Genomic DNA, 13,795 nt, shown 5'->3' on the forward strand with positions numbered 1-13,795 from the left:
CGGACGCGATGTGCGAAATCACCCGCTCAAGGGCGGTGGTTATTCAACGAGCCGCTGCCTCGATAATCGGCACGAACTTGGCCGCGGTCAGGCTCGCGCCTCCGACCAGCGCGCCGTCGACATCGTCGCATGCCAGGATCGCCGCCGCGTTCTCGCCCGTGACCGAGCCTCCGTATAGGATGCGAACGTCTGCGGCCCGGTCGCCGATCATCATGCGCAGCTTTGCCCGCGCGATCGCGTGCATGCTCGCGATCTGGTCAAAGGTTGGTATGCGTCCCGTCCCGATTGCCCAGCGCGGCTCATAGGCGAGGGTGAACCAGCTCGCATCCGCGTTGTCGGGCACCGACTTCTCGATCTGGGCCTGCACCACGCGCTCCGCTCGGCCCGCATTATGCTCCGCCTCGGTCTCCCCGCAGCACAGGATGATCGACAGCCCGGCGCGATGCCCCGCCGCCGCCTTCGCCCAGGCGTCATGGCTGGTTTCACCCTGGTCGGCCCGGCGTTCCGAATGGCCGACGATCGAGAAGCGGGCGCCCGCCTCCCGCACCATGCTGGCCGAAACGCAGCCGGTATGCGCGCCGGATTCGGCCTCATGGATGTCCTCTGCCCCGATCGGGAGCGTGGGCACCAGCTCGGCTGCGGGTGCGATCAGCGTGAACGGGACTGCCACGGCGACGTCCACCCCCGGCGCGGCCGCTGCCGCTGCTGCGATCGGCGTCAGTTCGGCGAGCGCTGCCCGGTTGCCGAACATCTTCCAGTTCCCCGCGATCAGCCTGCGGCGCGTCATCCCCGTCCCTTTCGCTATTCTCTTGCCCCGGATAGCGACGCCGGGCTGGCGCACAAGCTTGATGGCAGCCGATCCCGCCCCTAAAGCGGTCCCCTTTTCGTTCTCTGGCAGCAACGACCACCATGCTCAGCTTCTTTCGGCGCATCATCAATTCAAAGGTGGGCGTGATCGTCACATTGGGGGTGCTCGCCGTGATCGCGATCGCCTTCGCGGCCGGTGACATCACCGGCCTGCGGTCATCGAACACGGGCGGGCTCACCGGCGGCAGCGTGGCCAAGGTGGGCGACACCAAGCTGACGATTGCGGACCTTCGCACCCGCGCCCAGACGGAGATCGACAGCCTGCGCCAGCAGCAGCCGGATTTCGATGTCGGCCAGTATCTTGCGGCCGGTGGGCTGGACCGAGCGCTCGACCAGCTCGTCACCGGGGTCTCCTTTGAACAGTTCGGCCACGACCAGGGCATGGTGATCTCCAAGCGCTCGGTGGACGGCACGATCGCCAGCTTCCCGGCGTTCCAGGGGCCGAACGGCAAGTTCGATCCTGCGGCCTACCAGCGCCTGCTCTCCGATCGTAAGCTGACCGATGCCGGCATCCGCACCGACCTGACCCGCCAGTTGATGGGTCAGCAGCTCACCCTGCCGATCGGCGGGGCCGCTCAGGTGCCCGAGCAACTCGCCCTCCCCTATGCTTCTCTCCTGCTGGAGCGGCGCCAGGGCCAGATTGGGATCATCCCCAATACCGTCGGCGCAAGGGGCCCAGAACCGACCGACGCGGACATCACCGGCTTCTATCGCCGCAACCTCGGCCGCTACAATGTGCCCGAGCGCCGTTCCATCCGCTTCGCGCTGGTGACGCCGGACGCCGTCAAGGCGCGTGCCACACCTACCGAGGCGGAGATCGCCACCGCTTATCGCGCCAACCCGGCTCGCTTCGCTGCCGCGGAAAAGCGTGACATCGAACAGGTGGTCGCCCTCGATCAGAACACCGGAAACGGCATTGCAGCCCGGGTGAAGGGTGGCGCGTCGCTGGCCGATGCGGCGCGGGCAGCGGGGCTCGACGCCTCCACCCAGACCGGCACCACAAAGGCTGCCTATGCCGCCGCCACTGCGCCTGCCGTGGCGGATGCGGTGTTCGCGGCTGCCCGCGGCGCGGTGGTCGGCCCGGTGCGTGCGAATGGCACCTTCACCGTGGCGCGAACCACAATCGTCAGCCAGGTTGCCGGCAAGACGCTTGACCAAGCTCGCGGCGAACTGTCGGCAGAGACCGCCAAGCGCAAGTCGGTAGAGGCGCTGGTGGCGCTCCACGACCAGCTGGATGACCAGACCGCCAAGAACGCCACGTTCGACGAACTCATCTCCGATGCGAAACTGACGCCGCAGACCAGCCCCGCGCTGCTCGCCAACGGAACCGACCCGCTCAACCCCGGCTTCCGCGCCCCCCCGACATTGCAGCCGCTGCTTGCCGCAGCGTTTCAGGCGGAGGAGGGAGATGATCCGCAGCTCGTTCCGATTGGTCAGGACGGCAGCTTCGGCGTGGTCGCGCTCGGCCGGGTGATCCGGGCCGCCCCGCGTCCGCTGGCGGAGATTCGCGACACGGTGCAGCGTGACTTCCTCGCCGACCGTGCGCACCGCGAGGCGCGCCGGATTGCCTTGGCAGTGCTGGCCAAGACAAACGCGGGCACGCCCTTCGCCCAGGCGCTGACCGCGTCGGGCCTGGCCGCGCCGCGTCCTGCCGCCGCCACCCGCGCCCAGCTAGCGGCGAACCCGTCGGCTGCGCCGCCCGCGCTGGTGCTGATGTTCTCCATGGCAAAGAACAGCGCCAAGCTGCTGGAGGTGCCGGGGGGCTGGATGGTGGTACGCCTCGACACAATCACGTCGACCAGTGCCGCCGGCCGGCCACAGGTAGTGGCCGCCACCCGCGCCGACCTGGCCCGCAATGTCGGCAATGAATATCTGCAGCAGTTCGCTCGCGCAGTACGTGCCGATGTCGGGGTCAAGATCGACACGGCCGCGGTGAAGCGGGTCAAGGCGGATCTGTCCGGGTCCAGCGGTGACGCGGGCAACTGACGCGGGCGTGCGCGACGGCCCGCTCGCGGAGCTCGCCGCGGGCCGCCCCGCGCTCGTCTGGCGTCGTCAGGTCGCGGACACCGAAACGCCGGTGGCCGCCGCGCTCAAGCTGATCGAGCCGGGCCGGGGCGACTTCCTGCTGGAATCGGTGGAGGGCGGCAGCGTCCGTGGCCGCCACAGCCTGATCGGCCTTGCGCCCGACCTCGTCTTTCGCGCGGAAGGTGCGCGGGCCCAGATCAATCGCCGTTGGGCAACCGACCACGAAGCGTTTGAAGATGAAGCAGCCCCGGCACTGGACGTGTTGCGCGCGTTGGTCGCGGAATGCCGGGCCGACGTTCCCGCCGAGCTGCCGCGCGCGCTGGCCTGCCTCGTCGGCTATTTCGGCTATGAAACTGTCGGACTGGTCGAGGACCTGCCCGCACCGACCGCCGATCCCCTTGGCATTCCCAGCATGATCTTTGTGCGGCCAACGGTCATCCTGGTGTTCGATCGCCTGGCGGACGCGCTGTTCCTGGTGTCGCCCGCCTGGCCCGATCCGTCCCGCGATCCGGCGGCCCTGCTCGCAGAGGCGGAAGAGCGCATCGATGCCGTCGCGGCGCGCCTGTCAGCGGCGGCCCTGCCCGCCCCTCCGCGGGCCGACGCTGCCGAGCCCAGCTATACGCCGGCGCTGGACCGTGCCTCCTACGAACGCATGGTGCTCACCGCAAAGGAGTACATCGCCGCCGGCGACATCTTCCAGGTCGTGCTCGCCCAGCGCTTCACCGCGCCGTTCGCGTTGCCGCCGTTTGAGCTCTACCGTTCGCTGCGGCGGATCAACCCGTCGCCGTTTCTCTACCACCTCGACCTGCCCGGCTTCGCGTTGATCGGATCAAGCCCAGAAATTCTTGTCCGGGTTCGCGACGATGAGGTGACGATCCGCCCTATCGCCGGCACGCGCCCTCGCGGCCGTACCGCTGCGGAGGATGAGGCGAATCGTGCAAGCCTGCTCGCCGATCCCAAGGAGCGCGCCGAGCATTTGATGCTGCTCGACCTTGGCCGAAACGATGTCGGTCGCGCGTCCGGGCCGGGCAGCGTGCGGGTGACCGACAGCTACACGGTCGAGCTTTACAGCCACGTGATGCACATCGTGTCCAACGTCGTTGGACGCCTTGCGCCGGGCAAGGACGCCATAGACGCACTGTTCGCGGGCTTTCCCGCTGGTACGGTTTCCGGAGCGCCAAAGGTCCGCGCCTGCCAGATCATTGCCGAATTGGAACCCGAACGCCGCGGCGCCTATGCGGGTGGGGTCGGCTATTTCTCACCCGATGGGTCGATGGACTCGTGCATCGTGCTGCGTACGGCGGTGGTGAAGGACGGCATCATTCACGTCCAGGCGGGCGCTGGCATCGTCGCCGACTCGGTTCCCGAATACGAACAGCGCGAGTGCGAGGCAAAGGCCGGAGCGATCCTCGCCGCCGCCCGCGACGCGGTGACGCGCGCGGCCTCGGGCGGCTTCGGCCAGTAATCGGCCCGGGTCGGGCGGCGTTTACTGCTCGCCGCCGGGCACCGTCCGCGCCGCTTGTGCATTGGCGCGGCGCTCGGCTGCGAAGGCCTGGTTGCGCTGCAACGCGCAACCGCTCTGCCCGCCCGTTCCGACCGGCGAACAGGTATCGGGCAGGCCGCCCGCGACCCGGCCCGTCTGATCCATGGTAGCAGTCCGATTGACCCAGCTCTGGTTCTGGGCGGCGATGGGGCGATCGTCGCGAAGCCCCTTTGGAATACGATACGGTTCGTCCAGGCGCGAACAAACGACCACCTCGTCGGAGGTCGACTGCGGACACGCCTGCTGACCAGTGACCGTGACATTGCGGATTCGCTGGGGCGGCTGGCCCGTTTCGGCCTGCTGGCTCTGCGCCACCGCGCCCGCCGCAGACATCATCGCCACCACCCCGACCACGACACGCAACATGTTGATCTCCTCTTCTGCTGCTCAACGTGCGGCGTCGGGCATGGCTCCCATCTGAACGGCCCGAGTTGCCAGGCGATTGCAGCGCTGCAACAAAGCGCTATGTCGACTGGCTATGAGCGTGCTCGTCATCGACAACTACGACAGCTTCACCTGGAACCTGGTCCACTACCTGCAAGAGCTGGGGGCCGAGGTGGACGTTGTCCGCAACGACGCGATCTCTGCGGGGCAGGCCTTGTCGTCAGGCGCGAAAGCCTTCCTGATCTCGCCCGGCCCCTGCACGCCTACCGAGGCCGGGGTTAGCCTCGACCTGGTCGCGGCAGCAGCGGATGCAGGTCGGCCACTGCTGGGCGTGTGCCTCGGGCACCAGGCGATCGGCCAGCATTTCGGGGGCAAGGTGGAACGCGGCGGGCTTATGCACGGCAAGACTTCCCCCGTACTTCACGACGGCACCGGCCTGTTCCAGTCATTGCCAAGCCCCTTCACCGCGACCCGCTATCATTCGTTGATCGTCAATGACGTTCCCGAGGAGCTGCACGTCAATGCACGCGCGGAGGACGGAACGGTGATGGGCTTCCGCCACGCAACGCTGCCGATCCACGGCGTGCAGTTCCATCCCGAATCGATCGCGACCGAGCATGGCCACGCCATGCTCGCCAACTTCCTGCGTGCTGCCGGATTGCCGGTTCGAGAGCGCGAGCCCGCGTGACCACGCTTGCACTGCTGCCCGATCCTGCGACGCCGCTGTCGCGCGAAACGGCCCGCCTCGCCTTTTGCGACCTCCTCGACGGTCGCGCATCGGAGGATGCAATCGCATCCTTTCTGATCGGGCTGGCCGAGCGCGGCGAGACGTCGGTGGAGATTGCGGAGGCCGCCCGTGCCTTGCGCGACCGCCTGCTCCCGATCGATGCGCCGCCCGGAACTGTCGACGTATGCGGCACCGGCGGTGACGGGCACCATACGCTGAACGTTTCCACCGCCGTGTCGCTGGTCGTCGCAGCCTGTGGGGTGCCCGTCGCCAAGCACGGCAACCGCGCCGCGAGCTCAAAGGCAGGCGCCGCCGATACGCTGGAAGCGCTCGGCCTGGACATGGAACGTGTCGGCGCCACCGCGTTCGACACACTTCATGAACTCGGCATCGCGTTTCTGTTCGCGGCCAACCACCATCCCGCGATGAAGCGGATCACGCCCATCCGCCGGCGTATTGGCCGGCGCACCATCTTCAACCTGATGGGTCCGCTCGCCAACCCCGCCGGGGTGACACGCCAGCTGATCGGCATCGCCCGGCCCGACTACGCCCCCGTCTTCGCCGCCGCGCTTGAGCAGCTCGGCACCGAGGCAGCACTGGTCGTGTCGGGCGAGGAAGGGCTGGACGAACTGTCCGGCGCCGGCCCCAGCGTGGCCGTGTCCGTTGGCGCGATCTCCCTTCCTGGCCGCATCGCGCCAGAGGATGCGGGCCTGCCCCGCTCGCCCGTCAGCGCAATCCGCGGTGGCGACCCCGCACATAATGCCATGGCACTCCGCCTGCTGCTGACGGGAGAACAGGGCCCTTATCGTGACGCCGTTCTCCTCAATGCTGCTGCGGCGCTGGTCGTCGCCGGTCGCGTGACCGCATTGGCCGACGGCGCGAGGCAAGCAGCCGAAGCGCTTGATTGCGGCCAGGCGAACGCGCTCCTCGACCGCTGGATCGCCTACTAATGACCACCATTCTCGACAGGATTCTCGAAACCAAGCGCGCGGAGGTCGCCGTCCGGCGCGCCACCACGACGCTGGACGAACTTGACCGGCGCATTGAGGAAGTGACCGCCCCACGCGGCTTTCGCGCTGCCCTTGATTCGCGCCAAGGCCCCGCGCTGATCGCAGAGATCAAGAAGGCTTCGCCCTCCAAGGGGCTGATCCGCCCGGATTTCGATCCGCCCGCCCATGCCCGCGCCTATCAGGCTGGCGGAGCCGCCTGCCTGTCGGTGCTGACTGACGAGCAATGGTTTCAGGGCTCGGACGAATTCCTTGTTGCCGCACGAGAGGCGGTGACGCTCCCGGTGCTGCGCAAGGAATTCATGATCGATCCCTGGCAGGCGACCGAAGCACGCTCGCTTGGCGCCGACGCGATCCTGCTGATCGCCGCCGCGCTGTCGGATGACCAGATGGCGGAAATCGAGGCCTGTGCCCTGGAATGCGGCATGGACGTGCTGGTCGAAGTTCACGACGGCCGCGAACTCGACCGCGCCCTGCGGCTGCGTACCCGGCTGATCGGGGTCAACAACCGCGACCTTCATACCTTCACCGTTGACCTGAACCGCACCCTGGAACTGGTGAACCGCGCACCGGCGGACTGCACCTTTGTTGCCGAAAGCGGGATCACCGGCCGCGCCGATGTCGATGTGTTGATGGCGCGCGGCGTGCATTGCTTCCTGGTCGGCGAAACACTGATGCGGGCGCCGGATGTCGAGGCGGCGACGCGCGAGCTGATCGGGTGAATGGCCTCACCCACCTCGACGACACGGGCGCCGCCCGCATGGTCGATGTCGGTGGCAAGGCGGTGACCGCTCGGCAGGCAACCGCGACCGGCCGCATTACCCTCTCCCCTGCGGCGCTCGCCCTGGTCAACGATGCCGCGGCCAAGAAGGGCGACGTGCTGGCTGTCGCCCGTATTGCCGGGATCATGGGCGCCAAGCGAACTGCCGACCTGATCCCGCTCTGCCACCCTCTGCCGCTGACCAGGGTCTCGGTGGATCTTCGCCCCGACGCGACCGGAATCACCGTTACCGCGATCGCCGCGACGGAGGGCAAGACCGGGGTCGAGATGGAGGCACTGACAGCGTGCTCCGTCGCGCTGCTGACCGTGTACGACATGGTCAAGGCGGTCGACCGGGAGATGGTGATCGACGGCGTCCGCCTGCTTGCCAAGAGCGGCGGCCGGTCGGGTGACTGGACCACAGAAAAGGGCGCTGATCGATGACGAACCTGCCTCGTGCCGGCTATTTGACCTTCGCCTTGCTGACGCTCGCCGCCGCCACCCAGGCACCGCGGCCCATTCCGGCCTATCTTGGCGGGCGTGCGGTTCAGCAGGCGGACGGTTCGCTCTCCATCGGCTGGCCCGGTGCTTATCTGGAAGGACGCTTTACTGGAACCGCGGTGCGGGTCCGCTTTCAAACCTCCACCGACCATTTGCGCCTGCTGATCGACGGGGAGGAGAAGAGGCGCTTTGATCACCCCAGCCCCGACCCGGTCGATGCCGTGATCGATGGGCTGCGGCCGGGCGCGCACGTGGTGCGGCTTGAGAAGGTGACCGAAAGCCAGGAGGGCGGCTTTCGCTTCATCGGTTTCTACACGGCTGCGAACGCCAAGCCGCTGCCCCTTCGCCCCCGCGCGCGGCAGATCGAGTTCATTGGCGACAGCTACACGGTTGGCTACGGCAACACCTCACCCACCACGACCTGCACGCGACAGGAAGTCCACGACACGACCGACAGCCAGCGCGCGTTCGGGCCGCTGGTGGCGCGGCGATACGATGCCGACTACCGGCTGAATGCCTATTCCGGCTTCGGCATCGTCCGGAACTACAACGGGACGTCGCCGACGCGCAGCCTGCCCATCATCTATCCGCAGCTGAAGCCGGACGACGCCACCCATCTCGATCCGGGCGATCCCAAGTGGCGGCCGCAGCTAGTGGTCGTGAACCTCGGCACCAATGATTTCTCGACCGACCTTCATGCCGGGGAAAAATGGCCCGACCTGCCTGCGCTCCAGGCCGCCTATCGCCAGCGCTATGTCAGCTTTCTGACGGAACTGCACGCCAAGCAGCCACAGGCTCGCGTGATCCTGATGGGCAAGCCCCAATTTTACGACCAGGTGGCGCAGGTTTCGGCAGCCGTGAATGCGCGCTTCCCGGGCTGGACCACGCCGGTCCGTTTCGACGGGCTCGCCTATAGCGGTTGCAACGCCCACCCATCGCTGGCCGACGATCGGATCGTTGCCGACCTGCTGGCGGGGACGATCGACAAACTTCCTCTTGGCTGGCGTGCCGCGCCCGCGCGCTGATCGGCACCATCCGGTCGTCCGGCTGTTATGGAGATCATAACGGGGGCGAACGATGAACCAGGCATTGCTGGCGGGGTTTTGGGGGCTGGTCGGGGGCTCGGCGCTCGTCATCGGGGCAGCCGTGCCTTTCATCCTGTCCCTACCCCAGCGGGTGATCGCCGCGGTGATGGCGGTCGGATCGGGCGTCCTCATCTCCGCGGTCGCGTTCGATCTGATGGACGAGGCCTATCATCGTGGCGGCTTTACCGCGACGGCGGCGGGGTTCCTTGGCGGCGCGCTGGTTTACACGATCGCCAACATAGTGGTTTCACGCCGCGGCGCTCGCCACCGCAAGCGCTCCGGCAACAACCCGGACGAAAGCCAGCCGCACGCCAGCGCTGACCAGGCACCCGGCACGAACACCGGTGTTGCCATCGCCATCGGCGCGCTGCTCGACGGGATTCCTGAGTCCGTGGTGATCGGCACCAGCCTGATCGGGGGGAAGGGCGTCAGCGCAGTGGTGGTCGCGGCGGTGTTCCTGTCGAACGTGCCGGAAGGTCTCGCCAGCGCCGCCGGCATGCGTCAGGCAGGCCGCAGCGCGCGCTACATCTTTGGCGTATGGATCGGCATCGCGATCGCCTCCGGACTTGCCGCTATGCTCGGCAATGTTGCGCTCGCCGGGGCCGCGCCCTCCTTCGTCGCTGCGGTGACGGCCGTTGCGGCGGGCGCGATCCTGGCCATGTTGGTCGACACCATGATCCCCGAGGCGACCGAGGCGACCCACGACTATTCCGGGCTGATCGCGGTGACCGGCTTCCTTGCCGCGTTCTGCCTGACCAAGCTTGGTGGCTGATCCCATGACGTTGCTCCCCGTCGATGAAGCGCAATCCCGACTGTTCGCCCTGGCCGGCACTCTTCCGGTCGAGCGCGTTCCGCTCGCCGAAGCGATAGGCCGCTGGGCTGCGGAGGACATTCACGCTCGCCGGACCCAGCCTGCGGCGACCCTGTCCGCCATGGATGGATTTGCGCTTCGCTTTGCAGACATGCCGGGTCCGTGGCGGGTCGTGGGCGAGAGTGCGGCCGGCGCCCCGCACCAGCAGCCCGTCTCGGCGGGTGAGGCGGTGCGTATCTTCACCGGGGCCGCGCTGCCGCCGGGCACGGATACGGTGCTGGTGCAGGAGGAGGCCGCCCGCGACGGCGCAACGCTGCTACTCAATGGAGAGGGCCCACCCTATCACGGCCGCAACACCCGGGCGCGCGGGCTGGACTTCCATGAAGGCGACACACTGGTCCGCGCCGGAGAGCGGCTCACCCCTGCCCGCCTCGCCGTCCTCGCCACGGGCGGCCACGGCAGCGTGCCCGTGACCAGACCCGTTCGCGTGGCCCTGGTTGCGACGGGCGATGAGCTGGTCTCTCCCGGCGAAGACGTGACCGGCGTCGCCTTGCCGGAGTCGAACCGACTGATGCTGCGTGCCCTGCTTGCCGATCTGCCGGTCGAGATAGTCGATCTGGGCATCTTGCCAGACCGGCTGGACGTGCTGCGCGAGGCATTCGCGGCCGTGGACGTCGATCTGCTCGTCACGACGGGTGGCGCGTCGGTTGGCGACCACGACCTGGTTCGCCCCGCCTTGGAGGCGGCAGGTGGCGCCATCGATTTCTGGCGTATCGCGCTGCGTCCGGGCAAGCCGATGATGGCCGGGCGTCTCAGCCACAAGCTGGTGCTGGGGTTGCCGGGCAACCCCGTTTCCGCCTTTGTCACCGCGCTCCTGTTCGTGAAGCCTCTGGTCGCTCGCCTGGCCGGGGCCGCCGATCCTCTCCCCCGGCCCATGATGGCAATGGTCGGCGAGCCCCTCCCTGCGAACGGACCGCGCACCGACTATCTGCGGGCGGACTTGCGCGGCGGTCGCCTTTACGCGTCAACCATTCAGGACAGTTCCATGCTGCTCACCCTGGCGCGTTCGACATGCCTGATCATCCGGCCTGCGAATGCCCCCGCCGCAATGCCCGGCGACTCGGCAGAATTCCTTGCGCTCGCTTGACGAGGCCGATTACGTTCCATATAGGTTCCACGTCTGTTCCCGACGGAGGACTGCCATGCTCACGCGCAAGCAGCACGAGCTCGTTTGCTTCATCAATGACCGCCTGAATGAAACGGGTGTTTCCCCCTCTTTCGAGGAGATGAAGGACGCGCTCGACCTCAAGTCGAAGTCGGGCGTCCATCGCCTGATCTCCGCGCTGGAGGAACGCCAGTTCATCCGCCGCCTGCCTAACCGCGCGCGCGCGCTGGAGGTGGTACGGATGCCTGAAAGGCCCAGCTCTGGTACGGCTATGCCGGAAGCAATCGTTCCGTCAGCACCCGAGGTGAACATCCGCCCCGCGCCGCAGCCTGCAAACGACGTGGTCGAGATTCCCTTGCACGGTCGCATCGCTGCCGGTGTGCCGATCGAAGCGTTTGAAGGTTCGTCGATGCTTGCGGTGCCGGCTGCGCTGCTCGGGTCAGGTGAACATTACGCCCTCGAGGTCGCCGGTGATTCGATGGTCGAGGCTGGAATCCTCGACGGCGATTATGCGCTGATCCGCCGCACCGACGTGGCCCGCGACGGCCAGATCGTGGTTGCGCTGATCGACGATGCCGAAGCCACGCTGAAATACTTCCGCAAGGAAGGGGCGATGGTTCGCCTCGATCCCGCGAACCGCGCTTATGACCCGCAGCGTTATGCACCCAAGCAGGTGCGTATCCAGGGCAAGTTGTCGGGCATTTTGCGCCGCTACGACTAAGGGTGTCGCCGCCAGTCGTTGGCCGGGCTGGCCAGCGTTGGCGGTGCGCGCCACGGATGCTCGTCACCCGGGTGGCGGACCGTATACACCCGCCCGGTCGCTAACGTGACCGCCACGCCGCCCGTGCGCGACAGGTTGCGCTTGTCGAGCAGCAGCCATCGCGGCTTGCAGGCTCGCGGCAGGGCGCGCTCGCTGATGGCGATGTCGGCGCGGGCACAGGCCGCGACCAGTTCCGCCCAGGGCACCGGATAGGCGCTGCGTGTTGCAAGCAGCCGCCACCGCCGGCCGCCTTGCACGACCTCTGCCAGGCAAAGGTCGCGACTGCACCGCGCCTCCCGCTGTTCTGCCAGCAGCAAGGGCTCACCATCCAGACCGCCATTCTCGGCCAGGGTACTGCGCGTATAATCGCCCGCGCGGTCCCGAAGCAGCGCCAGGCCGCCCCCGGTCGTGCGGATTGCAAGATGGCGTCCGTCGCCGGTGACCAGCAAATCCGGTGCGGGCGTCAGCAAGGCCCAGAGTGCGCCAGCCGCAATCGGCACCGCCCCCGCCCAGCGCGAGCTGGTGCGCCAAAGCATCAGCCACAAACCGCCGCCGATCATCAGAGCGAACGCGCCTGTCGGCATCGCTGGCAGGGCAGCAATCGAGCCAGGTGCGGCAGCGACCGTCTGTGCCAGCCACAACAACAGCGCGATCGCCCGCCCCGTGACCCACCATGCCGGCCCGCCAAGGCCGATCGTGTCTAGCATCAGCGCGAGCGCCTCTGCCGGCATCACCACGAAGGTGGTCAGGGGTATCGCGACGATGTTCGCCGCCGCGCCATACAGGCCCGCCTTGTGGAAGTGGAACACCGCGATCGGCATGAGTGCGGCCTCGACCACAACGCCTGTCAGGAGCAGGCTCAGCAGCCCACGTCCCGCCCGTCGCCAGCGGGGCTCCTCATGCGGCCCAAAGAAGGCCGCGATCCGCGGGTGTTCATGAAGCGCCACGATCGCGGTTATCGCGGCAAAGGAGAGCTGAAAACTCGGCCCCGCCAACTGCTCGGGCCACCAAAGCAACACGACCAGCGCGCCGGTCGCGACCAGGCGCAGCGTCACCGCCTCCCTCCCCATCATCAGCGCGACAAGCACCAGGAGGGCCGCCACGCAGGACCGGATCGTCGGCACCTGGCTTCCGGTCAGCAACGTATAACCGATCGCAGCCGCGGCCCCGGCGAGGCCGGCCAGCACGGGCAGTCGGACTCGCAACGCCAGCCAGGGACTAAGCGCCAGCAGTCGCATCACCACAAACATTGTCGCCGCCACGGCCGCGGTAATGTGCAGGCCGCTAACCGACAGCAGGTGTGCGAGACCCGCGCGCCGCATCGCCTCATCATCGCCCTCTTCGATTGCGCCTTCGTCTCCGGTTGCCAGCGCCGCCGCGATGCCCCCGGCGCTGCCCTCCAGCCTGCCGGTAATGTGCGCCGTCAGGCGGTCGCGGATGCCGCTGCCTGCCCGTGATCCGGATTCGATCCTGATCGGCGCGATCGCTCGTCCGGTTGCGCCGATGCCGCTGAACCAGGCGACCCGAGCAAAGTCATACGCCCCCGGCACCGCAGCCGCAGAAGGTGGAAGAAGGCGAGACGACAACCTCAGCATCGCACCGGATGCCAGTCCGACTGGAGCGTCGGCCTCCGCCATCGTGACCCGGACACGGGCCGGCAACACCACGGCGCGCCCTCGGCTGTCCACGCCGGCGCCCCGACTGCTCAGCGTCACCCGCACCAGACCGCGCGCGCCCAGCATCTCCACCGCATCCACCCGTGCGGTGAACCGGGCGACCACCGGCCTGTTCAGCACGGGTGCCGCGGCCCGCTCCGCCCGCCACCAGACAAGTCCGGTCCCCAGCGCCACGCCGATGGCTCCGATCGCGATCACGCGACCCAGTCGCCCGCCCCGCCCCAGGGCAAGAGCCGCGAGCGCCAGCCCGACCGCGAACAACATCGCGGCCAGCCAGCCGTGCGCGTTCGGAAGCACGAACCATAGCGCCACGCCCGTGCCGACCGAGACTGGCAACCACAACGGCAGCTGGTCGCGTTCCGCCTCCAGCCAGTGCTCGATCTGATCAAGGACCGCACGCGCGCGCGCGCCTAGGCCGAATTGTCCGGCCGGAGGGTGCGTGCTAGGGGCCGCGGCGACACTGGCCATCCCCTTCAGCTTTGGG

At 67.9% G+C, this 13,795-nt stretch carries 13 protein-coding genes; 10 read left to right on the forward strand and 3 right to left on the reverse strand.

Going from position 1 to position 13,795, the window contains the following annotated elements:
* Nucleotides 1-43: 43 nt before the first annotated feature.
* Nucleotides 44-787, reverse strand: coding sequence for a triose-phosphate isomerase (gene tpiA / locus FHS94_RS03750; RefSeq protein WP_184054814.1), 744 nt, complete (start codon nt 785-787; stop codon nt 44-46).
* A gap of 122 nt (nt 788-909) precedes the next feature.
* Here tpiA and FHS94_RS03755 point away from each other — a divergent pair, with 122 nt between their 5' ends.
* Both FHS94_RS03755 and trpE read left to right on the forward strand, forming a co-directional pair.
* Nucleotides 910-2,853 carry a SurA N-terminal domain-containing protein gene (locus tag FHS94_RS03755; RefSeq protein WP_184054816.1) on the forward strand — a complete coding sequence of 648 codons (1,944 nt, stop codon included), beginning with the start codon at nt 910-912 and terminating at the stop codon, nt 2,851-2,853.
* Entirely contained in the window at nt 2,837-4,357 is a 1,521-nt protein-coding gene (gene trpE, locus FHS94_RS03760) for an anthranilate synthase component I (protein WP_343055150.1), read from the forward strand. Before FHS94_RS03755 ends, trpE begins: the two co-directional genes overlap by 17 nt.
* A gap of 21 nt (nt 4,358-4,378) precedes the next feature.
* On the opposite strand, the gene FHS94_RS03765 is transcribed toward trpE, so the two are convergent.
* The gene (locus tag FHS94_RS03765) at nt 4,379-4,801 is read right to left on the reverse strand and encodes a hypothetical protein (RefSeq protein WP_184054818.1); all 423 of its coding nucleotides are present in this window, start codon (nt 4,799-4,801) and stop codon (nt 4,379-4,381) included.
* 112 nt (nt 4,802-4,913) lie between these two features.
* On the opposite strand from FHS94_RS03765, the gene FHS94_RS03770 reads away from it, so the two are divergent.
* Genes FHS94_RS03770 through lexA form a run of 8 tightly spaced genes read left to right on the forward strand, consistent with a single transcriptional unit; the run spans nt 4,914 to nt 11,596 of the window.
* Nucleotides 4,914-5,507, forward strand: a complete 594-nt coding sequence (locus FHS94_RS03770; protein ID WP_184054820.1) for an anthranilate synthase component II — start codon at nt 4,914-4,916, stop codon at nt 5,505-5,507.
* Complete coding sequence (gene trpD / locus FHS94_RS03775; RefSeq protein ID WP_184054822.1) at nt 5,504-6,496, forward strand: anthranilate phosphoribosyltransferase; 993 nt, start codon at nt 5,504-5,506, stop codon at nt 6,494-6,496. The genes FHS94_RS03770 and trpD overlap by 4 nt, the downstream gene beginning before the upstream one ends.
* Entirely contained in the window at nt 6,496-7,275 is a 780-nt protein-coding gene (gene trpC, locus FHS94_RS03780; protein ID WP_184054825.1) for an indole-3-glycerol phosphate synthase TrpC, read from the forward strand. The genes trpD and trpC overlap by 1 nt, the downstream gene beginning before the upstream one ends.
* Nucleotides 7,272-7,757 carry a cyclic pyranopterin monophosphate synthase MoaC gene (gene moaC / locus FHS94_RS03785; RefSeq protein WP_184054827.1) on the forward strand — a complete coding sequence of 162 codons (486 nt, stop codon included), beginning with the start codon at nt 7,272-7,274 and terminating at the stop codon, nt 7,755-7,757. The genes trpC and moaC overlap by 4 nt, the downstream gene beginning before the upstream one ends.
* Entirely contained in the window at nt 7,754-8,839 is a 1,086-nt protein-coding gene (locus tag FHS94_RS03790; RefSeq protein WP_184054829.1) for an SGNH/GDSL hydrolase family protein, read from the forward strand. Before moaC ends, FHS94_RS03790 begins: the two co-directional genes overlap by 4 nt.
* A gap of 52 nt (nt 8,840-8,891) precedes the next feature.
* Nucleotides 8,892-9,671 (forward strand): ZIP family metal transporter, encoded by a 780-nt coding sequence (locus tag FHS94_RS03795; RefSeq protein ID WP_184054831.1) that lies wholly within the window; start codon nt 8,892-8,894, stop codon nt 9,669-9,671.
* A gap of 4 nt (nt 9,672-9,675) precedes the next feature.
* Complete coding sequence (locus FHS94_RS03800) at nt 9,676-10,857, forward strand: molybdopterin molybdotransferase MoeA (RefSeq protein ID WP_184054833.1); 1,182 nt, start codon at nt 9,676-9,678, stop codon at nt 10,855-10,857.
* Between the two features lie 55 nt (nt 10,858-10,912).
* Nucleotides 10,913-11,596, forward strand: a complete 684-nt coding sequence (gene lexA, locus FHS94_RS03805; RefSeq protein WP_184054835.1) for a transcriptional repressor LexA — start codon at nt 10,913-10,915, stop codon at nt 11,594-11,596.
* Here lexA and FHS94_RS03810 read toward each other — a convergent pair.
* Nucleotides 11,593-13,779, reverse strand: coding sequence for a ComEC/Rec2 family competence protein (locus FHS94_RS03810; protein ID WP_184054837.1), 2,187 nt, complete (start codon nt 13,777-13,779; stop codon nt 11,593-11,595). The two genes, lexA and FHS94_RS03810, sit on opposite strands and share 4 nt — an antisense overlap.
* Nucleotides 13,780-13,795 lie beyond the last annotated feature (16 nt).

Origin of the sequence: Sphingomonas aerophila (genome assembly GCF_014199305.1) — a bacterium.
Classification (GTDB): Bacteria; Pseudomonadota; Alphaproteobacteria; order Sphingomonadales; family Sphingomonadaceae; genus Sphingomonas; species Sphingomonas aerophila.